24 protein-coding genes are annotated in these 22,375 nt (G+C 57.2%); 2 read left to right on the top strand and 22 right to left on the bottom strand.

Annotated elements, in window-relative coordinates:
• Positions 1–5 precede the first annotated feature (5 nt).
• Together ACIK7D_RS23310 and ACIK7D_RS23305 are read right to left on the bottom strand one after the other, a co-directional pair.
• The gene (locus ACIK7D_RS23310) at positions 6–662 is read right to left on the bottom strand and encodes a hypothetical protein (protein ID WP_400157500.1); all 657 of its coding nucleotides are present in this window, start codon (positions 660–662) and stop codon (positions 6–8) included.
• Between the two features lie 68 nt (positions 663–730).
• Positions 731–2,890, bottom strand: a complete 2,160-nt coding sequence (locus ACIK7D_RS23305) for a ParB/RepB/Spo0J family partition protein (RefSeq protein WP_400157499.1) — start codon at positions 2,888–2,890, stop codon at positions 731–733.
• Positions 2,891–3,362: 472 nt separating this feature from the next.
• On the opposite strand from ACIK7D_RS23305, the gene ACIK7D_RS23300 reads away from it, so the two are divergent.
• Positions 3,363–3,707, top strand: coding sequence for a hypothetical protein (locus ACIK7D_RS23300; RefSeq protein WP_400157498.1), 345 nt, complete (start codon positions 3,363–3,365; stop codon positions 3,705–3,707).
• A 56-nt stretch (positions 3,708–3,763) separates the two neighbouring features.
• On the opposite strand, the gene virB11 is transcribed toward ACIK7D_RS23300, so the two are convergent.
• Genes virB11 through ACIK7D_RS23235 form a run of 13 tightly spaced genes read right to left on the bottom strand, consistent with a single transcriptional unit; the run spans position 3,764 to position 13,891 of the window.
• Positions 3,764–4,765, bottom strand: a complete 1,002-nt coding sequence (gene virB11 / locus ACIK7D_RS23295) for a P-type DNA transfer ATPase VirB11 (protein ID WP_400157497.1) — start codon at positions 4,763–4,765, stop codon at positions 3,764–3,766.
• Between the two features lie 8 nt (positions 4,766–4,773).
• Positions 4,774–5,943: a type IV secretion system protein VirB10 gene (virB10, locus tag ACIK7D_RS23290; RefSeq protein ID WP_400157496.1), complete on the bottom strand. Its 1,170-nt coding sequence runs from the start codon at positions 5,941–5,943 to the stop codon at positions 4,774–4,776.
• Positions 5,944–5,955: 12 nt separating this feature from the next.
• Positions 5,956–6,807 carry a P-type conjugative transfer protein VirB9 gene (gene virB9 / locus ACIK7D_RS23285; RefSeq protein WP_400157495.1) on the bottom strand — a complete coding sequence of 284 codons (852 nt, stop codon included), beginning with the start codon at positions 6,805–6,807 and terminating at the stop codon, positions 5,956–5,958.
• Positions 6,804–7,475 (bottom strand): virB8 family protein, encoded by a 672-nt coding sequence (locus tag ACIK7D_RS23280; protein WP_400157494.1) that lies wholly within the window; start codon positions 7,473–7,475, stop codon positions 6,804–6,806. The genes virB9 and ACIK7D_RS23280 overlap by 4 nt, the downstream gene beginning before the upstream one ends.
• A gap of 3 nt (positions 7,476–7,478) precedes the next feature.
• On the bottom strand, positions 7,479–7,745 hold the full coding sequence (locus tag ACIK7D_RS23275) for a hypothetical protein (protein WP_400157493.1): 267 nt from the start codon (positions 7,743–7,745) through the stop codon (positions 7,479–7,481).
• Between the two features lie 35 nt (positions 7,746–7,780).
• Entirely contained in the window at positions 7,781–8,716 is a 936-nt protein-coding gene (locus tag ACIK7D_RS23270) for a type IV secretion system protein (RefSeq protein WP_400157492.1), read from the bottom strand.
• A 4-nt stretch (positions 8,717–8,720) separates the two neighbouring features.
• Entirely contained in the window at positions 8,721–8,954 is a 234-nt protein-coding gene (locus ACIK7D_RS23265; RefSeq protein WP_400157491.1) for an EexN family lipoprotein, read from the bottom strand.
• Complete coding sequence (gene virB5 / locus ACIK7D_RS23260; RefSeq protein ID WP_400157490.1) at positions 8,951–9,649, bottom strand: P-type DNA transfer protein VirB5; 699 nt, start codon at positions 9,647–9,649, stop codon at positions 8,951–8,953. Before virB5 ends, ACIK7D_RS23265 begins: the two co-directional genes overlap by 4 nt.
• On the bottom strand, positions 9,649–12,030 hold the full coding sequence (locus tag ACIK7D_RS23255) for a VirB4 family type IV secretion/conjugal transfer ATPase (RefSeq protein ID WP_400157489.1): 2,382 nt from the start codon (positions 12,028–12,030) through the stop codon (positions 9,649–9,651). The genes virB5 and ACIK7D_RS23255 overlap by 1 nt, the downstream gene beginning before the upstream one ends.
• Positions 12,023–12,364, bottom strand: coding sequence for a type IV secretion system protein VirB3 (locus ACIK7D_RS23250; protein ID WP_400157488.1), 342 nt, complete (start codon positions 12,362–12,364; stop codon positions 12,023–12,025). Before ACIK7D_RS23250 ends, ACIK7D_RS23255 begins: the two co-directional genes overlap by 8 nt.
• Before the next feature lie 2 nt (positions 12,365–12,366).
• Positions 12,367–12,666, bottom strand: coding sequence for a TrbC/VirB2 family protein (locus ACIK7D_RS23245; protein ID WP_400157487.1), 300 nt, complete (start codon positions 12,664–12,666; stop codon positions 12,367–12,369).
• Positions 12,663–13,349, bottom strand: coding sequence for a lytic transglycosylase domain-containing protein (locus ACIK7D_RS23240; RefSeq protein WP_400157486.1), 687 nt, complete (start codon positions 13,347–13,349; stop codon positions 12,663–12,665). Before ACIK7D_RS23240 ends, ACIK7D_RS23245 begins: the two co-directional genes overlap by 4 nt.
• 2 nt (positions 13,350–13,351) lie before the next feature.
• Positions 13,352–13,891 (bottom strand): hypothetical protein, encoded by a 540-nt coding sequence (locus tag ACIK7D_RS23235; protein ID WP_400157485.1) that lies wholly within the window; start codon positions 13,889–13,891, stop codon positions 13,352–13,354.
• 93 nt (positions 13,892–13,984) lie between these two features.
• Between ACIK7D_RS23235 and ACIK7D_RS23230 the strand changes: the two genes are divergently transcribed.
• Entirely contained in the window at positions 13,985–14,347 is a 363-nt protein-coding gene (locus tag ACIK7D_RS23230; RefSeq protein ID WP_400157484.1) for a transcriptional regulator, read from the top strand.
• 742 nt (positions 14,348–15,089) lie between these two features.
• Here the strand turns inward: ACIK7D_RS23230 and ACIK7D_RS23225 are convergent.
• From ACIK7D_RS23225 to ACIK7D_RS23195, 7 genes are all read right to left on the bottom strand, one after another.
• A complete protein-coding gene (locus ACIK7D_RS23225; protein ID WP_400157483.1) occupies positions 15,090–15,332 on the bottom strand; it encodes a hypothetical protein in 243 nt (80 codons plus the stop codon).
• 242 nt (positions 15,333–15,574) lie between these two features.
• Positions 15,575–16,846: a plasmid replication protein RepC gene (gene repC, locus ACIK7D_RS23220; RefSeq protein WP_400157482.1), complete on the bottom strand. Its 1,272-nt coding sequence runs from the start codon at positions 16,844–16,846 to the stop codon at positions 15,575–15,577.
• Positions 16,847–17,041: 195 nt separating this feature from the next.
• Complete coding sequence (gene repB, locus ACIK7D_RS23215) at positions 17,042–18,034, bottom strand: plasmid partitioning protein RepB (RefSeq protein ID WP_400157481.1); 993 nt, start codon at positions 18,032–18,034, stop codon at positions 17,042–17,044.
• Positions 18,031–19,245, bottom strand: a complete 1,215-nt coding sequence (gene repA, locus ACIK7D_RS23210; protein WP_400157480.1) for a plasmid partitioning protein RepA — start codon at positions 19,243–19,245, stop codon at positions 18,031–18,033. Before repA ends, repB begins: the two co-directional genes overlap by 4 nt.
• 716 nt (positions 19,246–19,961) lie before the next feature.
• A complete protein-coding gene (locus tag ACIK7D_RS23205; protein WP_400157479.1) occupies positions 19,962–20,483 on the bottom strand; it encodes a hypothetical protein in 522 nt (173 codons plus the stop codon).
• A 10-nt stretch (positions 20,484–20,493) separates the two neighbouring features.
• On the bottom strand, positions 20,494–21,438 hold the full coding sequence (locus ACIK7D_RS23200) for a hypothetical protein (RefSeq protein ID WP_400157478.1): 945 nt from the start codon (positions 21,436–21,438) through the stop codon (positions 20,494–20,496).
• Between the two features lie 51 nt (positions 21,439–21,489).
• Entirely contained in the window at positions 21,490–22,281 is a 792-nt protein-coding gene (locus ACIK7D_RS23195; protein WP_400157477.1) for a hypothetical protein, read from the bottom strand.
• Between the last annotated feature and the right edge of the window lie 94 nt (positions 22,282–22,375).

The raw sequence follows: 22,375 nt of genomic DNA, 5'->3' as shown, positions 1-22,375 counted from the left end.
AGGACTTAGCCTGGATGGAGGCGACCGTAGGCCGCTCGGATCGATGCCATTGCCGCATGAAACTCGGCATTGCTGACAGCATCGGAGAGGTCCATCGCGGTTACGACGGACACACATGCCGATTGGATCTCCGCATCGCTCACCGATACCGGCGAAAGACCATCGAAGTCTCGATCGACCTCGAGGACTGCAGCTATCGCGCTGCGGACGCGCTCCTCCTCTAAACGTGCGAGGACATGGCTTGGCTTTGGCGTGTCGGGCGCCTCAATGGGATCGGCTGCCTTAGCAAGGATAGCCTCACCTCGCGCGATCGCCCAGGACGATTTCGCCAGCCAGTCGCCTGACGGAGATCGCCCCGCCTGGACGTCGTGGAACAGCATCTTCAACAGACCGAGCAGGATCTCGAAGTGGCGAGCCCGGCGTCGAACGGATTCCTCGAAGTGCGACGGCACTGTGATCGGCGATCCGGCATAAGCGGCATTATCGCCCTCCCAGATGCCGGTCACATGGATTTCGCCCGAAGAGTCGTAGTCTTTCTTCGAAGACTCCCAGTTGTCGTCGTCAAGGGCCGCCTTGCAGGCGGCTTCGGGCGTGTCGGCGATATAGGTCCCATGCCGAAATAGCGGCAGGGTGTAGGTCGTTTCAATCGTATAGGCAGGCATGACGGCGCTCCTGAAAACAGAGAAGCCCGGCGCAGGGGCCGGGCTTTTGTGAGTGAAGGTCTAGGGCCTTATTCGGCGGCTTCGAGATGCTCGCCGTCGTCGTCGCCATCGGTCGAGCCGGTAGCCGCTCCCTCGGCTTCCTCATCAACCGTCAGGAAGGCCGGAAGATCGAAGTCGGCGGCCTGAGTTGTATCGCCCTCGACGCCCCCGTCGACGAGCGGCGCATCGGCCTCTGCCACCACGGCGATCTGATCGACCGGGAGCCGCAGCACTTCAGGGAGCCATCCGCTGCCATCGAGCAGCCGGGCGGCCTCGCGCGCCATGTCGGGCTTTTTGAGATGGTCGATCAGTTGCGCCGACTGCTCGCCCTTCGCTTCGCGGACCGCCTGCAGGATATGCGCCTTGGTGACGCGGCCGAGATAGTTGTCGACCGTCGGCGTCCAACCGGCGGCGACCATGCCAAAGCCGAGCGAATGGGCAAGCTGCATGGCGTGAGCCGTTTCCTTTGTCCGCCGGCTCCACGCTTGCACGGTGGTGTTCACCGACAAGGAGACGCAATGGGCAAACAGCGCCATGCGGCTATCCTGGTCGAGCGCGATCAGGTAGTTCCAGACCTCGTCGGCGTTGCCGGGAAGGTCATAGCCCCAGGATTCCTGCCGTTGTTCGATCTCCTTTGCCCAGATCGTATCGCCGAGCCCCTGCGTCTGGCTGAACGCGGTGTGCTGGAGGGTGATCTCCAGGCACGAGTCCGCTCCGTATCGGTAGAAAATTTTGAGAACCGCGACATGCAGGGCGGCGATGAAAGCCATCACGGGATCGTTCGCCAGCGCGTTGCGCAGCGCAACGGTGCGAGCCGCCGTTAGATCCTCGATGACACGATCGGAAAGCGGACGAACGTTACCGTCGTCTTCCTCCGGTTCCTCGATGCCGACTGGCGTGCCGTTGACCGAGATGCCGCCATTTGCCGAAGTCGTTCCAGTCTCAGTCTCACCCTGACGATCACTGTCGCCATAATCGGCATCACCGGTTTGCGGCTCTGCGACAGGTTCGTCTTCGGGCCGGACGAAACCGCGTTCGATCCTAGGCTCGCCATTGGCACCAAGCGAGATGAAGGCGCCGCCGCGGGCGACGTCCTGGCTGTCGAAGACGTAGGGCCGGTCGTTCAGCGCATCCAGCGCATTGCCGAGCTCCTCAAGCCGCACCTCGGTTTCCTCGGAATAGCTCTCCGCCTCAGCATACTCCGCATCGAGCTTGTCGTATTCCGCCTTCAGCGCATCATGCCGCGCAAGCTCCTCCTCGCTGTATTCGAGCCGCTCGCCGTAGAAGCGGCGAAGATCCGAGGTGTGGCCGTAGGGAAAGTCGAACGCGGCTTCGACCCACTTCCAGCCTTCATCAGCCTTCAGCGTTTCCGCCTCAGCGGTCAGCTTTTCGAGAACGAGCTGCTCGAGCAGCGCCGGATCCTGCAGCCATCCGCCATTGTCCTGCTCGAACAGGTCACGCATAACGACACCGCCGGCCGCTTCATAGACGTCGATACCGACATAAACGCTGCGACGATCGGATGCCCGGACGGCGGTTTCGGTTAGCATCCGCCGGATATAATAGGCGTCCTGGTTATGCGACCGCGAGATCGTGTCCCAAACCTGTTCCTGGCGAACGTGATCATTGGTGATGGAGAACGCCATCACCTGGCCGAGCTTCATCTCGTCATTGGCGTAGAACTCGAGGAGACGCGGCGAGACCGAGGCCAGGCGCAAACGCTGCTTCACCGTGGCGACCGACATATGGAAGCGGGCGGCAATCTCTTCCTCGTCCAGGCCCTGCTCGCGAAGGGTCATGATGGCCCGGAACTCGTCCAGCGGATGCAGATCGACGCGGCTGACGTTTTCGGCAAGCGAATCCTCGACTTCGAGGGTGTCGCCCTTGCTGACGATGCAGGGAATCGCCGCCGTCTTCGACAGCTTCTTCTGGTTCACCAGCAACTCCAGAGCGCGGTAACGGCGACCACCCGCCGGGATGCGGTAGATGCCCGTCTCGTTGCCGTCGCCATCGACTTCAGCGCGGACATTCAGGCTGGTCAGCAATCCGCGATGGGCGATATCCTCGGCAAGCTCCTCGATCGAGATGCCCGCCTTGGTTTTACGAACGTTCTGCTGGCTGAGAACGAGCTTGTTGAAGGGGATGTCGCGCCCGGCGTTGAGCGTGATTTTCTGGATGGCCTGTGCCATGTCGTTTCTCCGTGGCGGGTCGGCCGGAGCCTCTCTCCGACAACCTCAATCCGCCACAAACCCTCCTTCCCCCCTTTTCCTCCAACCACACCCACCGCCCTCACCGCTCCCGGCCCGCATTTACCGTGTCGCCAACGGCCAACCCTTCTCCCTCCGCCGCTATCCGCCCCGCTCAAGGGCAAATCCCTTTTTCGACACCATGGTGCGGCAGAAAATTCAGGACAAATACTGTCGGATGTCATAAGCATCAGATTGAAGCGGTACGTGCTGCTTCGGGGCGTGGAAACCCCAAGCGTACTGGTCGGAGGCCAACCAGAATGGCTTCGACTCCTTGACCTTATGGTCGGGGAGCCTGTGGCGTATGCAACAGGCTCTTTGAGCTAAAGGCCCCAGGGATCGAGTACGCTCGGTTTTCCAACTCCCCGATCACCAGGGGTCAATGAGCACGAACGGCGGGGACGTACCGCACACAATGCTCAAGGAGAAATCGGTGAAAGCTCCTTCTTTTACATTCTACACCTATTCCATGGCCGGCCTCCCTCCGGAGGAACGATGGAAGCCAACGGGGATTGCGGAAATCTTTTTTGACAGTCTTGAGGAAGCCCGCAGTGCGGTGATTGCTTTGCGCGAGGACGTTGAGGCCGACCCCGATATGGAATGGGCGACGACGGTTCTTGAGAAGATGGAGACGGTCCCGTTGGATCGGGCCGCTGTGCTCGCATTGCTAAATCATGGGCCCGGAGGCGTGGTTGCGCGGTGTGAGATCATCGAGACGTTTGGTCCCAAGGCAGTGCGTGGGTCGAGTAGTCGGGTATGACGCTTCTTTTGAAGAGTTCGACACCAGCGCGCGCGTTAGAATAATTGGGCCGAAACTCAATCTTTCGATGCGCCTGTGAACAACACTTCCGCTAACCGGAATGTACCATTCTCTCGCTTGCACTGCGCCACAACATCAATGCCCGCTTTCAGCATCGTGAGGATGTCAGCGCGATCAATGCCGGCTCCGCCGTCCGACTCCTTTACCAGGAGCGCCAGCTGCTCAAAGGCAAGTTCCGCTGAATTGGCATGAACAGTCGTTATCGAGCCGGGATGGCCGGAATTGACATTGCGGATGTAATAGAACGCAGTTCCGTCGCGAAGCTCCTGTAGCAAGATGCGGTCTGGCCGCATACGAAGACATGACTCCAGCAGCTCACGCGGCCCCACACGGGAAAGTCCTTGCCCGCCCTTTGAGTAGAACAGCCGCACATGATTTGGCTGAGGGATCACCAGCTCAGGCGTGTCTTCGATCGAGATGATCCTCTCGGCTTCGGGAATATGTTTTATGAGCGCTTTCGAAAGGGTGGTTTTCGCGGAACCGGTTGCGCCGGAGATAATGATGTTCTTGCGGGCGATGACTGCCTGGCGCAGGAAATCCTTGAAGCGGCCGGCACGGTAGATTTCGGTCAGTTCCGCATCCCGAGAGGATGAACCATGAGACGCTGCGCGGGTTCTCTCAAAGAAACCGTTTGCCTCCAGGTCGTCAAGGCTGAAATCCACCGACGAAGGCTTTCGAATTGTAATGCTGATCGTGTCCTTCAGCGTGGCCGGGGGGATGACGATCTGGATCCGCTCGTCGCCTGGAAGCGTTGCCGACAAGATTGGGCGCGTCTCATCGATCGACTGATGAGAAAAACTGGCGACGGCCCGGGCAAGGCGCATGAGCTTTTCGAAGGTCAGTTCCGGCCTATCATGGGTCCGCCAACCGCCTGAACCTTCTGTCAGCACCTGCCCGGGCCGATTCACGATCACTTCATAAAGGGACGGGTCTTGGAGAAATGGCGAAAACGGCTTCAAGAGTTCCCTTACAACACCCGAGTCGTGCCCCTCCGACATTGCCTATCCTACTTCGTCAGGAGCGTCGACCGCGGCGAAAAATCGCCCAATGCGGCGCGGTCGAATATGCGGTTCTTGGGTTCGGTTACCCGCAGACGATAGATTGCGGAAAAGTCTAGATCGCGAGCAACAAAAATCGAAACCTGTTCGCCCTGATGCTTGTTCAGCGTTGGCGGGATGTTGATCGATTGTTCGACAGCGATCGCGGCCGCCTGTTGGCCGGCGCTCGTGGTGTTCTGTGCGTCGACATCGCTATCCCGCAACTGGCTGCTGGCATAGCTGGTCGCGTCACCAACAATCGAAAGCAGAAGGGCGCTACCGAAGCGCTCCCACCAATGGGTATCGACATAGCCATCGACGCCGGCGCGTCCAAGGGCATCGGTCGCCGGAGACGCAAGCGTGACGATGACGCCTTTCGGTGTTTTTGCCCGGTTCCAGAGAACGAAGAGACGTTTTTGTCCGCGCTGGAGCCCGCCCCGATATTCCCCGACGACCTGCGTGCCCTTTTCCATCAGCACGACCCGGCCGTTATCGGAAAGAACATCGCGGTTGATCACGCAACTGGTAAAACCCGGTTGGTCGGATGCCAGCGCCGTTTCCAGCACGCAAGGGATCGAAGTCCCCATCGCCACAATGAAGTCCCGATTGCCGAGCGTACCCGCGCGCGACCCCTCGAGCCGGGTCGGTCGCAGGAGACCGTCGAAACGCTGCTGGTCGTTGTTCTGCTGGTTTTGGCCCATCATATTGCTGTCGAACGGCACGAAATTGCTGTCAGGCGAATTCGGATTTTCGGCCTCCCGTCGGTCGTTGGCGTTTTTCTGCCCGCTGCTGAAGGCCATCACCGGGGCGCGGCGGGCGGAATCGAGAAGTTTGTCCTGTTCTTCCACGACGGGTTCGACGACGGGCGTCGGCAACTTCACTTCCGGGACGACCTGAACCGGATCGGCCCTTTCCTTGGCGGCCTCAAACGGATTTGTCTGGCGAATAACCACGCGTTCAGGCTGGACATTGTCATCCTTTGCCTTCTTTCCCATCGTCGACCAAAGGGCAAAGCCGACGAACGCGACGATCGCAATCGCGACCGCGCCGCGTTTCAACAGAGGATTGTTGTCGATCCGCCGGCCGGTGACTGTTTCCGCACGCTCTCCGGGAATGCGCGTCTCATCTTCTTGAATCATGGATGTCGCTCCCTATTGCGCGTTGTCGGTTTTCACGACGCGCTCCACCGAGGGAGACGTCGTGTTGGTATCGGGATTGATGCCGACACGGTCGTAGGCCTCGTTGAACACGCAGAGCACGTCCTTGCCCCCCCGCAGGATGAACTTGCGGCTGATCGCATGCACCATGACGAGATTGCCATCGACCGACTTCGGAACGAGGCTTTCTGACCCGTCCGAATTTTCCACATAGATCGCGGGCATTTCCTGGTTGCCGATGAAGGCAAAGGTCGTGATCTTGCCATTGTCGTAAACGCTTTGTGGCTCCAGCGCCTGAGAGCCTTGGGCCGAATAACGCCAGTTTCGAGGACCATACGCTTCGTGGAGGGCCAGCACATTGTCCGCGTCCTTCGCCTGAGCCGCGAGGGCCCTGGACGCAGCTTGCTGCCGGCGAAACGCAGCTTCATCTTCGGGGTATCTGAACTTCACGTAGAAATAGGTGTTTTGCCCGGCTTCGACAGAACCGTCTCGTACCGTCAATTCCATCTGATAACTTCGCGTCGAGCCATCCCGGCGCGTCGTCACCACGGAAATATTCGTCACCGGCTGGTTCTCGCGCGGTTTCAAAAACAGGATGTTGCCTGCCGGCGCAACTTCCCAGGCGACGCTGTTGCCGAGCGCCACGTGGGCGATCTCCTCGTCAGAGGCAAATTCGACCTGTACGGATGATCGCAAGGTTCCGACGACCCTCGTGATGTTGAAGGGCTGGTAGTTCACAAATCGGACCCGGCTGTCCTGCGAGGCACCGCGCGGGATCTCCAGAGCGAGCGCCGGGGACATGGAAACGAATAGGACGAATGCGACGATTGGAACGCTGCGCATCATCTTACCTCCTCCGGATCTGCTCGATATTCGCTGACGACAAAACCCAGCGGATTCACAAGCCGGTCCGTCGACGACATCGGAGCGTTGACATACGAGAAGGTCAGTGTCGCAACCCAGTGGGTCGTTCGAATATCCTCGCCGCGCGTCGTGGTGCGCATATAGCGCACGGAGACAACATTCTGATTGATGAGGGAGATCGAGGCGATATCGATCCTCGCCGTGGCAGTTCGGCCGTAGACGTTTTGAGGCGAGTCCGGATTGCTACCTCGGTACATGGCTGCGAAGCGTGTCTGTTCCGGTTGCGTGGACAAAAGGGCGATCGTGCGGAAATTCTCTTGCGCTTCGCTCCAGACATAACCCTCGCGGGCGCGCACATATTTGGCAGCGAAGTATTTTGTCACCGCCTCGTCATAGGTGCCGGCCGTCGACGTCAACGCCGAAACGACATCGACAATGCCTGTCGAATTGTCGACGCGCACGACAAAAGGTTCGACCGTCTTCAGCGGCGTGAGACCCGCAATGGCAAAGACGGATACGCTGGCGACGATGCCGGACGCGATCGCGATCGACCAGGCGACCCTGTTCGAACGTTCGATCTGGATCAGTCGATCCTGATCAAAACGACGGGCCCTGTCGAAATAACTCTTGAGATTATCTGCCGTCACCATGTCTCATCCCTCACAGCGGCGATAGGAACCGTCGATGTCCATGTGCGCGAAGGCTGCGGGCTCGCTGGCCTCCTCGACAAAGGGCGTCACTGATGTCGGGGAACTTGCATTGGATTGCCGCTGTTTCAGCTTGCTGTCGTCTTCCCATTCCCACATCGAACGGTTCAGGGGGCGGCGTGAATAGCCATCGCATTTCGGTAACGGGTAGGTCAGCGATGCGCAGCCGCCGAGCGTGGCAGCAAGAACGAGCAACAGGGCAGGCTTTATCATGCAGGCAGGCCTTTTCTTATTGTCTTGTGCGGGTGTCATGTGCCGGCATTTCTCGATCCGAACGCGCGGCCGGCAACGCGAGCCCCGCGACCAATCATCCGGCCGGTATAGGATGTTCCCCGAGCCAGCATGCCTTCGTGCGCATCTCGGGCAGCGCCATAGCCGTAAGCCAGTGACGCACCGCCAGAAGCCAAGGCTGACGCGATGCCGGGAAGCTGATAGAAAACATAAAGAGCGGCGATGCCTATGGCGCAGAGCGCAATCGGTCTCATGAGAACGTCGGTGTAGCTATCGATCGCGGTGAAGGTCGAGTCGATGCAGGAAATCAGCAGCGAACCGACAGCGACGACGAGAACCTGCAGGATCACGAAGTTCGCAAGCTGCCCGATCCAGGATTCTGTGAAGCGCCGCGTCGACTGGAACATGGCGAGCGCTATGAAGATCGGCCCGATCGCCAACACGATTGCCAGCGCCAACCGTGCATAGAGAGAAACGACGTAACCGATGCCTGCAACCAGAAAGCTGACGCCGATGACCATCATGCCACCGACCCCGGTGACGATGTCGACCGGCCAGGAGGCGCGCGACCAGATATCAGTCGCCGAAGCTTGCCCCTTGTCCAGCAGGCTGTCGAACGTGCTGGCGCTCGGCGCCGCCCCCGAATTCAGGGCCTGGGCAATCTCGCGTGGCAACACATCGAAGAAGATGTTGGTTACATAGGTCTGGTATTCGCCGGCGTTCTTGACCAGCATGACGATGATTGCGAGCTTTATCGCGCGAAAGGCAAAATCGAGGATGGGCTCCTGCACCGACCCGCGCAGGACCAGATAGCCATAGAGGACCACGTAAAGTGTGACGGCCGCCGTCAACGGCCCGGTCACCCATTCGGCGATGTTCGAAGTCCCCTCGGAGACGAAGGTCTCCAGCGGCCGCTTGAACTGTCCATCGATGAATTCGAACACCTGATACATCGGATCAACCTCCCAGCGCTTTGCGCATATTCTGAAGGCGAAGCCTGCCGTCTGCAGCTTCCGCATTCCGGCAGTTCGACGTGTCGCGCAATTCACCCGGATTGTCTCGGCAATCAGAAATCGTACGGGTCAGCAGCTCGGTGTTGGCGACGAACTCCTCGACCGTGTAGGTTCGCTCGGCCTCCTGCGAGCAGGCTGCGAGAAGCAACAGCGAGACGAAAATCGGAACCCGCCTCACTGCAGCGCCGCCTTCATCGCGTCCATGCGCTGGCGCCAATCCTCGGCCTTGCGCTGTTCATCGACCTGGGTCTGTGCCTGCTGCACCATCCGCAAACCCTCCATCCGCAGCACGTCAGTTTGAAGGAAGGCCTGTTCGGCCTGAAGCCGGGCCTGCAAGTCCGCGATGTCTTTGGAATCGCTGGCCGATGATATTTTCTCACGGAGCTGATCGATCCCGTCGATGCGCTTGGTCGCAGCGTCATATATCTGCTGACCCAGGCTCATTTGACCGGCATTCTGGCTCTGAATACGCGACAATTCCTTGGCGTAGAAATCGTCGGCGCTGGTGCGGTAGGTCGCGTTACTATCCAGGAATTTCGAGGCGGAATCTTTGAATACGCCGGTGCCATTGCCTTTGAAGAGGCCCTCGATCGCCGCGAAATCGGACGGAAGCGCCTTGCGTATCGCCGGATCGTTGAGGACGCTGGCGACATCGGCCATGTCGGTCAGCTTGTTGAGCGAACCATAGAGCTGCTGTGCCTTCTCGATTTGCGTGTTTAGCGCGTCGAGTTGTGATTTGAGCTGCGCGATGCTTTCGATCTGCTTGGCGATAGCGGTCTGGTCGTTAACCGGAATCCCTTGGGCCCCCGCACCTTGGGCATAAAGGATGAGCACTGTCGCGAGCATCGCGGCCTTTAGTCGATAGGAAGCCATCAGCTTGCACTCCTTCGCTGTTGGAAAATGGGAAGCCAGTCCTTGACGTCATTCCCCACTTCCGCGCGGATCGCGTCGAGGAGTTCGACATTTGCGGTTCGACCGGAAAGGATGGCGAGTTCCTCGTCAAAACCATTGAGGTCGAGCTCGGCGACGACGCTGTTGTGTCCCTGCTTCAACACGAACCTCCGGCTTTCGACGGAAAGCTCGCGGGCAATCAATTCGTATTCCCGCTCCGTGAGCTTGAAACCGTCGACGTAGTCGGCGTGGCTGCCGCGCGAGTTGGGGAGGAATATCTGTGTCGGGCATTGCTCGATGATCGTGTGGGCGATCGGCGAGATCAGCGCGTCGCGTGGGCTCTGCGTGGCAAACAGCATCAGGCCGTTCTGCTTGCGGATGGTTTTCAGCTTGTTTTGTGCAAGATCACGGAACCCTTCGTCCTGAAGCGCCTTCCAGAATTCGTCGATGACGATGATGATCCGACGGCCATCGATCAGTTGTTCGACGCGGTGGAAGAGATAGGCCATCAGAGGCGTGCGGATTTCCTCGTTGTCGAGGAAATCGGTCATATCGTAGCCAATGAACTTGCCTGACCCTCCGAAATCGCCAAATCCGATGTCCTCGATGACATTGTCGAAGACCCAGCCAAGCGGCCCTCCCCTTTCCCACCGCCGGAGGCGGGCGGCGATCCCTTCCGGGTCGGTGTTATTGAGAAAGGTCCGCAGCGCGCCGATCGTTCGACGGTCCACGGGCAGGTCGGCAAGGCCATCGATCGCGCCGGCGATGTCGCGAAGTTCTGTGACCGTTAGTTCACGCGTCCCGGATCCGACAAGCTTACCGACCCAGCGCGCCAGAAAGACTTTGTTTTCCGGTGTCAGGTCGAGGGCCTTGAGAGGAGCGCAGCCGGTCGGAACCCCGTTCTTCAGGGGGAGGTAGGTGCCTCCGGCGGCGCGCACATAGAGGTCCGCGCCGCGATCTTTGTCGAAGAAGACGACATGGGGATCGTGTTTCTCGAGCTGTGACAGCATGAAATTGACGATCACGGTCTTGCCGGCGCCGGATGGCCCGCACATGAAGGTATTGCCGAGATCACCGTAGTGGAGATTGAAGTAATACGGTGACCCCGAGGCCGTCTTGAGCAGAGCGACGGCGGGCCCCCATTCGTTGCCGTCCTTCTGACCGATCGGATAAGAGTGAAATGGCGACAAGGCCGCAAAGTTCTTTGAGGTGATGGCGCCAGATCGTGCCCGATAGCGGAAATTGCCCGGCAGTTGCGCCCACCAGGCTGCCTCGAGACCAAGATCCTCTCTTGCCACGACGGCGCCGCCGTTGGTCAGGCTCGCACGAGCCTTTGCGAGATTGTCCGTCAGTTCCTTCACTGTCGACGCAAAAACGGAGAGTGTCAGGTGATGCTCGCCGATCGCGAACCGGTTGGACTCCAGATCGTCCATGGCATCGTCCAGTTCGTCGATCTGCGAAGCCGCCTTGTCGCCGCTGCTGACCATCTGGTTCTGCTTTCGCCCCATGATGACGCGGGCGTCCGCCTTCGACACGAAGGAGAAAGATTGGGAAAGCATCAGTTCGAACGGACTGGTCAGGATGCCATCCAGCATGCCGGCCCTTGTGCGGGCCGGGTATTCCTTGAAGCTCAGAATGGCGGCGAACCTAGTTGCCGCCTCATGCCGAATTTCGATCGTCTCGCGCCCGATGATGACGCGGTCGGAGTAAATCGCCGAGGCGATGCGGCCTTCCGTCAGCGGCACCCGCTCGCGCCTTCCGCCAACGATCTGATGCAAAACCTCGCTCGGCTCGGAGAACAGCATACCGTCCTGGTCGTACAGGGAGAGTACGCGCGGTTCGAAACGCTTCAGGCCAGCGGTGACATCGAGGACCTTGTCCTGAAGCTGTTTGAGGGCTTCCTCGTCAAGCTCGAAGCCACCGTGCTTTGCACGCCGGAGGCGCGAGAGCAGTTTAGTCGCCTTGTCGGCTGGATCGCGGGTCGGTGACCAGAGGACGGTAAGATAAAGATCATTGCGGAACAGGTCCTCGCGCACCATGCGCTCCCGGTACTTATCATTTAGCGCGGCGGAGAATGGCGTTGTGAACGTCCCATCCGGATAGTCGCGGTCCCTGCGGCGGATCATGTGCGTCCAGAGGGCAAGCCGCTCGTCGGCGATGTTTCGGTAAAACGTGTTGAGATCACGATGGAGCGCGTTGAGGTCAAGGACATCAGCGGTTTCGAATGACACGCCTTCGAGGGCGATCATGACCATCAGGCTTCGGGAGTCGAGGGCGATGGTCGTCTCATCGATGTGCCGAACGTACGGAATGAAAGCTTCCGGAGAGAGCTCGCGGGATCTGAGGGTAGCGATACTAGGCATATCCAATATCCCTCTCGTCAAAGCGGCGGGCCAGTCTGAGGGGCGAGAGTGTTGCTCCGCCCCAATAGGCGCTGTTACGCGATCGGCCGCGCGTCTCGACCCAGGCGAGCAGGATGCGGAACATGTTGTGATCGTGCTTCACCAGGGCGCGGAAGATGAGGTGGAACACGACGCCGACAGCCAAGTAGGCGATCGACCCGGCGACGATGTAGAGGATCGTCGTGAGCATGATGTTGAAGCCCATCGCCTCCATGGTCACGCCAGCGATCATCGCCGGCCGCGTGCACGCGATGAACAGCGTGTCTTCTTCGAGAACAGCACGTTCGCCCGCCATCTTCAGCCACCGACGATGGTGTTGACGAGTTCGGTGGCGCCAAAAATGCCGCCGATGCCGATGATCCAGAAGCCTGCGCGCCTCAGGTCCATATAGCCAAACATCCAGGCGATGCAGATGACGATGACCGCGATGACAGCCAGAAGCTTGGCGATGTTGCCGGTCAGCATTGTCACTATGTTCTGCAGCACCGTTTCGATGCCGGCGGCCTGCGCGAATGCTGGTTCGACAAGCATAACCACGATGGCAGCGGCCATCACGGACGAAGCGAAAACGGGTCGGATTCGGGAAGTTATTGTCATTCACTCTGCTCCAATTGGTTGCCCTGAAACACCAGGACGGACGAACGGCGTCGGGTCTTGAAAACATCCCATGTCGGCGTGTCAGAGATCGGGGCTGCTTTCTGTGCGGAGTTCTCCGCCACCTCTTCGGCGACGACATCAGCCTGGGGAACCTCAGTGGGAACGCCGGTCGCCGTCACCTCCCCCGTGTCGCTGATCGTCAACTTGGCCATCGTCGGATCGAGCCGCTTGATTTCGCGATGCACCTGATCGTCGTAGCTGACCATGGCGCCAACGGACGGATCGTCACGTCCGTAATAGGATTGCAGCATGATCTGTTCGGCCCGGGCGGGGTCCGCCCCCGCCCGAGCCGCAAGGCGGTAGTAGCCGTCGAGCAAAGTCGCTGTGGCCTTAAGGTTGAGGCACGGATCGAAGGCGTCGGATATCGAGAGGTTCAGTCTCTGCAGTTCTTCCAATCCAATCCCGCCAAGCCCCATCCGGATGTCATGGCGCTTTGCCGCTAGGGATGTGGCGACTTCGATAGCCTCGGCCTTTGTGCCAGGCTGACGCTTGAGCGGAGCGCCGCTGTTGATCCGGATGTTGAACGGGGCGAACCGGCTCTCAAGGCTGACGACGCCCGCAAGGGTCTCCGATGCAACGATGGGTGCGCAGTTCTGCGCTAGATCTAGGAATGCAACAGGCATATTCAGAACCAGACCCTCTGCTTACCAACCCCGTCGATCGTCACATCGACGTAACGCGGTTTCTCGCGCGCCAAGGGACGGGTCACGGTATAGGCCATGCACTGATAGCGACCGTGTTCCCTCTGCCAGCGTGGCGATATCGCTGAGCCATCGGCCGAACCACCGCCGTCCCGATCCCGCTGGCAAAGGCTGTTGCTTACGACCTGTAGCGACGTCGAGACGCACGTCGCCTCACTTCCCCGAGGGCCATAGCCAGCAGACAGACGGTAGCCGGCATTGCAGTAGTATGGCTCGTAACGTGGGCGGGAGCTTTGAAAGCCGACACCTGTACAGGTCGGAAACGAACGCCCTCTCGAAAGCCAGCTCCAGAGCTTCTCGATCGGGGGCCTGCACTCGCCATATTGCGTCGGGCCGCCCGGATTGGATAAGCACAGAATAACCTGGCAACCCCATTCGTCGGCACGAGCGCTTCGCGCCGAAATAGTATAGAGTGAGGCGAACGCTAACCCGGCTACGATCATTTGAAAGAAAAGGCCTCGCATGTCCCCTACCCTCCAGATTCCTCAATGTCAGCCTGGATCGAGAAGCGACTCGTCTCAATCCACATACTATTCAAATAATAGATAGTTAAACCAATGGCAAGCAATTTGAGCGACCGATGGCAAAGCCAAGCTTTATCTGTCTTCGCAGTGCGTGAAATTCTGGAAAAGCCGATCGAAGGTGAATCGGCGCAGTCCCGTATCAAGCAGATCGGGATGATGAACATCCTGTACATGATGCACCAGGCACACGAGAAGCTAACTCTTTCAAATATAATTGACATTACGGGCATGACGCGCGGTGGCGTTATCGAAACAATGGACCTTCTGGTTGAGCGGGGCATCCTGCTCGAGACGCTGGGAAAGAACTCGATGGGACGCGGGACGGCGCGTCAGTTCCAGTTCGCACCAGGGGTGTTCGAGAGCCTGCGCATGGTTGTCGGAGATGGAAAGCGCTGATTTTAGTCAGCAGATAATGTGGACTATCTGATGAAGCCGGGGTTTGGCAGCACCGAGGTCCCGGTTGAGCGCTGTTTTAACACTCCGCGCTTGGCGCACCGCATCTCAGGCCAGTATCGTCGGGCGGTCTCCGTGGAAACGAGTGGTGCTAAATCCCGCGATGTTTCGGAGCCGGCGATTCGGTCGTCTGCAACGCTGCAAGCGCACGACTGCTTTAGGTGTTGCAACAACACGAGCCGGAACTGAACCATGGGCGAGCCGTCCAGTATGCTCCTGAGCTAAGGGGGCTTACCGACGATAAGCTCTCCTTCACACGACTTTACAATGGTTCGTTTCAAGCGATTCTCGTTGAAATCGACGCTGCGAAACAGGCGCGAAAAAGCCCGCGTCGGGCCGGGGCCAACGACATTGGCCAGTATTCGCAACGGGCTTGCACATTGGGATTCGTTTGCCGGGCCGCCTTGGAGCTGGCTGCTTAACCTCATTGGAATCTGATCGAATATGCCTATCGCGACATCATAGGATCGCCGCACCCAGCACCGCTCGGGTCCTCGCCTGTCGCATGTCATGCTGAAAGCGTCGTCAGCGTTTTCTACGCCATTCGCGATTGCGTCAGCCAGGATCGAGTCTGCAAGGTGCTCGTCGTGCCTCCCGAATTGTCATGGTGCCTCACAGCGCGCACGGGAGATCGCTGTAGAAGTAGGTCGCCCTAAGGGGCATCCCGATTGGGTTGGCAGAAATTTTATCCTGCTAACCCCACCATGCGCAGCAAAGCTACTCCGAGCGCTGCGGAGATGACGGTGAGCGAAACACAGGCAAACAACCGATAGACTTTCTCCTTCGACCTCAAAAGGAGATAAATTGAGGCGCCCGCAAGACTGCATATCACTACGAAAGCGCCATGCGCTCCATATTCATCCGAATAGAGCAAGGTTCCCAAAGCCAAAATACCGCAAATCAACCAAACAAGTTCAAGTGTTTTCAAATGACACCTCGGACAATCGAATTGCAATCCTAAGGCATCTGTCCGAAGGGTCAACACTCTCTGGCTCTTCAGGTGAGGGAGCGTGTTGTCCCGAGTTGCTCGACACTCGGCGACAATCGACAGATCGCGTTGAAACCAACGATGTCACATCGCTTGAGAATAACTTTAAAGCATGACAAGCCGGCCGGCCCCGGAGGCGCAATTTATCGAACCACTCGATTTGATAGCGGCTTACGCTTGAACTAATTCGGCATGATGGACCGTGGGCTGCTTTCGGCTCCTGATCTCGCTCTCAGAAGTGACAAGAGCATCGGAGCTACAGAAAACTGTCCAGCGCATGCCCGTCGGCTCAGATCTTTGAGATAGGCTCCAGCCGACTTGACGTCCCCTCCCCTCTCGTAAATGTAGGCAATGACAATGGCTGTATTCTCCGGGCCCATCGACCTGCATGCCGCCTTGAACCCTAGTTGGTTGATCTGCAGCATGGAGCCCAGGATCGAGCCTGCCGCTACAAGATCTCTCCAGCTTTTGATGGAGCCGCCTGGACCATAATGTTTGATTTCAGGGCAGGCCCGCAACACGGCATCCAACGACAAGCTCGGGGGTGCGATACTTTGGCCACCCTGGTGACTTTTCTTTTGGTATTCTCCGCGATCATCAGCCTCATTTCTCGGAGATGACGGCGCTCTGCCCGAGGTTTCATAATTGCCTTCAGATTCAAAACCGCAATTTGTTTTTGAATCCTCTATGTGGCGCTCATTTTGGGATTCATTGGAGCTCATATTTTGCGATTTATAATGATCTTCCAATAGCTTGATGATCTTTGAGCGGAGTTTGGTCAAACGGCTCAACAGTTCTTCTAGGTCATCGATAGAAGGACGGCGCGGAAATGACGATAGGAGAGACCTGAAGAGGTTGTGGAGGGTATTCCACTCGCCCTCAACTCTTTCTTCCAATGCCGCTTGAATAAGTTTGGTAATTTCGCGTCGGTAGAGACTGATCTGTTCACGCCGCGCACGAATGAGTTCACGGTCGGCTATAACTCGACCAGCGATATCTTCGAGTTCCTTGGCGCGGGACACGAGTGGGGCCAAACTAAAGCCAAAGGCTTGATTAATTTCCCCTGCGCTGCTCCGGCGGGCAAAACGTTTCCCGTTTGGGCTATCTCTGCGCAAGATGAGACCGGCTTCAACAAGAGCCGCAAGATGTCGTCTGAGCGTAGCCGCAGTCATTCCGCGAGCTCGAATAGACAACTGTGCGTTCGACGGAAACACGATTAAACTGTTGGAAGAGCAGAGTTCTTCCGAAGGGTAAAACGAAAGTAGAGCGTCGAGAACTGTTAGGGATCGGTCACTAACGTCAAGCGCTTGGCGAGCTTCGCAAATGGTCCGAAAGAGCTTCCACTTGTTGCGTTTTGTTTCCGGGACTGGCTGATCGACTTGTTTATGCTTTGCGAGCAAAGCAAGCGTCATCGGTCGCCGCCCAAAAGGCGTCGTCACCGTGCTATCCTGCATTTTCCTTCACCTTTCTTCAGGCAAAAGAAATCAGCTCACCAAAACGGTGCCAAGACTCTTGACTAGGATTCGTGAAAATGCGATTCTCAATCTTGCTAAGGAATAGAGAGGCTTCCACGACGGAAACGTTTTGGGGGCCTTTTTCTTTGTGCTGCTGCTCCTTTTGAGTTGCGAGTTAGCTTAGCTGTCGTGCGTTCAGCCAGCGTGGTTTTCGTACTCACGCATCAACTCCGGCATGCGATCTGCCAGCCATTGTGCGAAATGATCTTCTTTTCTCGGGATCGTAACGACGGTCCCTGATGATGATGATTTCATGCGGCCGAAGAGACGTTTGCCCAAGGCAAAATCAACCGTCGTAGACTCTTCCCTAGGATTGGTTTTAGAAGCCCCGTTGATAGCTCTGGTCGCGATAGCGATGCGCCCAGAGCCGTCAGCTTTGCGAAACTCTTCCGTCCCGAGGACTGTACGGATGGCATCAATCTTACCCGAGCTTTTCAGCAGCTCCGCAAACGCCGTCCATTTCGGGCGTCCTACGAGCTTGGCGCGGCCGATTGCATAAATGATGTCGGTCGGGATAACAGAAGTCACGCGAAACAGATGAGATACGGCGGCCTCTGACTGGCCAAGGATAGGGCATATTGCTCGATGAGATAGACCTGCTTCCTTGAGTTGAACGGCCCACATCGCGAGTTCGATCCAAGTGAGGTTCTCCCTCACTCCATTCTCCAGCGCCTGTTCCTCAATGAGCTGCCGATCGGTCAAATCGCGGACATAAGCCCTAATTTTGATGGTTTCTGGCCGATCCGCCTCAGCCATCATTGCTTTGATCGCGAGAAGGCGGCGATGCCCATATGCGAGTTGATAGTGGTCGGGCTTTAACGGGTGTGGTCGGACAAGAACAGGGATTTTCTGCCCTTCCGTCGCAATCGAGACCTTCAAAAGATCGAGTTCAACTTCGGCATCGTGATCGTTTTCAAACCGGTCGTGATAGGGGGAGCGGTCAACTTTGGCCGGGTCTAGCGAAAGAATACTGTCCTCAGATAAATGGTTCAACGCTCTTCCGACGTTGGAGATGACTGGAGAAGAACTGCGACGAGAAGGCAGTACCTTTTCCTGAGTTTCGTCCTCCGGCATATCTACACGGCTCGATACTTCTTCGGCCATGCGCTTGAGAATGCTCTTTTTCATATATCACGCCCCCATACTCTGTGAGCCAGACTAAGAATCTCGAAATTCACCCGATCGGCGCTTTCAATGGCTCGTTTAAGCGCCTCTCTCCCTACTTCGCCTGTTTCCAGTTCGTAGAGTGTTTTCTTGGCCACTGCTGCACCGGCAATAGCGGTTGATTCCAAAGCCTCGGCGACCAGGACGTCATCACCAAACAGCCGTCGCATTACGCCCGCCATATACTTTTGAGGGCCATCATTGGGATTCACGCGGGTGAGTAAGAAACGAAAGAAGTCATGCTCAAATTGCGCGCCGAACTGTTCAAGCACCTCTGAAAGGTCGGAAATCATGATCAGGAACTGGTTGCAAGATGCCACATCCAGCATTGCAGGGTGTACAGTGACGACGAGTGCCGTTGCAGCGTAGAGAGCTGCGAGTGTTGAGTATCCCAATGAAGGTGGAGTATCGAGAATGATGAAATCATACTGATCGTCCACGCTCCTCAGGGCGGCACTCAGGCGCTCGAAAAACAGCCCAAGTTCATCCCTGGTCTTTGAGGTAAGGTAGGTTGGCGTGTCGAACTCGAAATCCATGAGTTCCAGATTCCCAGGAATGAGATCGACACCGGGGAAATACGTGGAGCGAATGATATCTGCGAACGGACGGCGCTCGTTGTCGTATCGGATCGCTGCATATGCTGTCTCATTTGGGCCGAGGTCGAATTCGGGCTGAATTCCGAACATCGCCGTCATCGACGCTTGCGGATCCAAATCGATGCAGAGAACGCGGTAACCCTGCAGACCGAGAAAGTGCGCAAGATGTATGGATGTTGTGGTTTTTGAGCTTCCGCCTTTGAAGTTGACGGTTGCAATAACTTGCAGTTTTTCACTTTTTCGACGAGACGGCAGCAACTGGGGGGCTTCGTCTGGGCGAAGAGCCGCAAGGAATGAGCGGAGCTCCCTCACCTGGCTAATCGTGTAAGTTCGACGGTTGTTGTCGGCGCGATCAGGTTGGGGTCCTTTCCCTTCGATCGTCAATTGCCTTAGGGTGCTTTCCGGCACATTCAGCAAGCGTGCTAGGTCTACTGTGGAGAATGTTTTAGTGAATGATTTGCGGGCCTCTGGTGGATAAGCCGCTTCGCGCATATCACGCAGCTCAGCCGAAAGCCTTGTAGTGTAGGCTTCGATCTTTGACGCGGTGTCCCTGACGTTATGGGCTGCGGCTTGTGGCATCAATTCCTCTTGACGGTTATTGGCACTTCAAGGTGTTATTTCCGTCGACGATGCCAGAGAGCATCCGATTCCACAAGGCGTTTTTAGTTAATGAAAAGTTAACGTCGAACCGCTCTTGGCTATCGGGATGATTCCCTGCGTGCCTCGACAACTTTACAATTGTAAAGTCCTTGTGGTGTTCTGCGAAGTTTACAATTGTAAAGTCCGACGAACGTCAGGTTGCGCCCACCCAAACTGGCTGTTTAAACGGGTAGCAGGCTCATCATCTCGGTGGTCCCGCAAACGGCGCGACTGTTCTGAAGTGAACGAAATTGGAGAGGAGTTGGGAACGGTTAGTTGGCGCATTAAGGCGTCAGTGTGGAGGCTATTTCTTCATGGATGCCGAGGCCTGCGCAACGCTGTCCGGAACGACTTCAAGTGACCCTTCTTCTTGGAATTCTTTGACAGACGCACGGGGGTCTAATGGATGCCTCTCCCAAGGGCCCCCTCCCCGTGGCGCAAGGGATGCGGTTTAGAATTTGCTGTTTGTCCGACGCAAGGCGAGTGACAAAAGCGCATGGATGAATCGAAGAGATAGAAAAGGGTCGCGCAAATGTCCTCTAAGCAAAACGCGAAGTCGGCGAACCGGACCCCGCAGCGCGTTGGCCGCCCTCCCATTTCATCCAGTTGTGCTCCCCGAACAAGATGCGCTTATGTGACCTCTGACCGAATGAGGCTCACACAAGCCTGCAATGGGCTTCTGTGACTGCTGGGTCGTTCTCAAATTTCCATTGGTCAATGGGGACTGACGGGCTCCAGAGGGTCGAGACGCGAGCACGAAAATAAACGTTAGCTAACCCACCAAAGCCCGGATCAGGAAAATCGATGCGTCGAAAGACGGAACTTCCTGGTTCGACGAAATCGACATTTAGGTATTTGTCCATGGCGGCACTATTAGCCTCGCTGGCATGGTCAGCCCTGAACCCGTCTTGAGGGCCGTGGGAGGAGAGGGTGCAAAAGACGATCTGATAGGTGAGCGAGACTGCATCGCTCAAGGTTTGGCCGGAATTTGCAATTTCGATCGTCAGGCCCGTCTGGTCAAAGCTGCTGATACAGCGCGGCCGACGGTTCATGAATTCCTGTTTTCCCGTTCGCCCCGTCGGTGCTCCGACATCGCCATCGTAGAGCGGAAAGTAGATATAAGCTGCGCCATCGCTGTCCTCGTCTGTGATCGTGAGATTTGAGGTTTCCCAACCCATCTTTGTCTCCTCACACATACAGTTCGGAGGGAGGAAGCTCTTCCCACCCATGGTAACCAAAGCCTCTGTCGCCATCTAAATCGAAGTCCGGAACAGGGTTGCCGAAGCGCCCCTCCAGCAATGCGATGCTGAATTCGACGGCGTTTCCGAACGAAAAACTGTTGCGCGTTTCGAGTTGACGCGTGTCATGCGGAGTGCTTGCCGCGATGAAGGCCTGAACGGCGTTCTCGTCCATAATATTCGCGGGGTCCATCATCCATTCAGGCCGCAGGCCGCGTTTCGGTTTCGGAATTGGGACTGTAGATTCCGCCTCGCGATTGTTGATCCATTCCGGCGGAATGAGCCAGTAGAATGGTGGCTTCAGATTGGGCAGTGTCTTTGCCGGATAGGTGTTGAATTCAAAGGGTGGCGTCGAGATCCAAGAGTTGAGGAAGCCGAAATTGGTGAAATCCTCCTTGCTGCAGTAGCCCCAACCGGTGAAGCACAGCATCGTCCTGATGGCGCTCACAATGTAGTAGATTGAGAGGTTGAAGAGGTAGATGATCCATCGCGGTGCGAGCATCATGAACCGCATCAAGACCGCGCCGGGAAGGGTTGCCAGCATCACCAGAAGAGCCAGCCCCTTGCCGAACCAGCTAAACAGCGCCTTCAAGAAGTCGGCGACGTTGCCGTTCCAGTGCGGAAAGGAACCCGGCAAATTGTTCTTGAGGAGCTCCTTCATCTCTACGAAGACTTCCTGCGGCGTGTCCGGCGGCGTGCGTGGCCTTGGCACAGCTGCGCTCGTGGACAGACGCAGGTATTGCTGCATCAGCCTGAAGGCAAATTTCCATTCGTCAGGTGTCGGATATCCGTTCGCGAGCATGCTCGGGACCATCGGCACCTCATAGATTTCCCGCATGGTTTTGACGATGAGGTTCGCGATCCTGTCTTCTTCGGATCCGGTCAGATCGATCAACTGGTCAAATCGGGCGCCGAGAACATCGCCTCGTCCCTGGGCGCTCCACAGCTATGTATACGCCATCGTCTCGACCACTAGATGGCGGTAAGCATGGTTTCTGAAAGGACCGCCGACCAGCGCATTGATGAAAGGGTGGCCGCAAACATCACCACCCACGTGGGTCATGTATCCGCGTGCATAGGATATTTCGACATCGTCGCGGGCATTTTCGATCAGGCGCGAGGCGAATTGGCCGGTTTTACGATAGTGCAGCAGGTCCATCCACCACCATTCGGAGTAGTCGCCAGGAGGAACGGGTTGCTTCCAATTGCCGTCGGACGTGAATGGGTGACCAAACATACGGAACGGGAAACCGAAATTGTCCGTGGCGGAGATCAGCCAGTTCGGCGCGGTGTGCGCCGGATCCTTTACGAAACCAGCCGGTAGGTTTTGAAGCTGGGTAAATACAGGATTTTTTATGTTTATCGTGCCCATTCCGACGGCAACGCCGAGTTTCGCTGCAAGGAATAAGGCCTCAAGCGAGATGTTCAATGTGTATTGGAGATCTGTGCTAAGCCCGCCGGACAGCCAGTCCTTGATGTCATTGAATGGGCGGTTGAGCTCGGTGATTATGCGCTCGAACTCTTCCTTGATTGACTGGATGTCTTCCAGCACTTCAAGAGCCGTCGAAATGCCCTTACGAAGGTCGGGGTTACTCGTGGCGGGATCGAACATGAAAAGTGTGGTGTCGGGACCAACTGCGCCCGCCCGCAACGCGTTGAGATGGAGGTTATCGAAAAGATCCGGCCTGTAAGAACTGGCGGTCTCAGCGAACAGCATATGCGAGCCGAATTTAGGCATTACTTCCCTCGACAAACATAAGATTTCGATGCAGTTGAAGGAGCTATGTGGGTACTTGCAATGTGCTCTTCTCAGCATCATTCCCCAACAAAAG

This window comes from Agrobacterium sp. P15N1-A (assembly GCF_044626815.1).
In the GTDB taxonomy this organism is placed as follows: domain Bacteria; phylum Pseudomonadota; class Alphaproteobacteria; order Rhizobiales; family Rhizobiaceae; genus Agrobacterium; species Agrobacterium leguminum.
The sequence above is the reverse complement of the archived record's forward strand: the minus strand, read 5'-3'. Positions and strand labels throughout refer to the sequence as shown.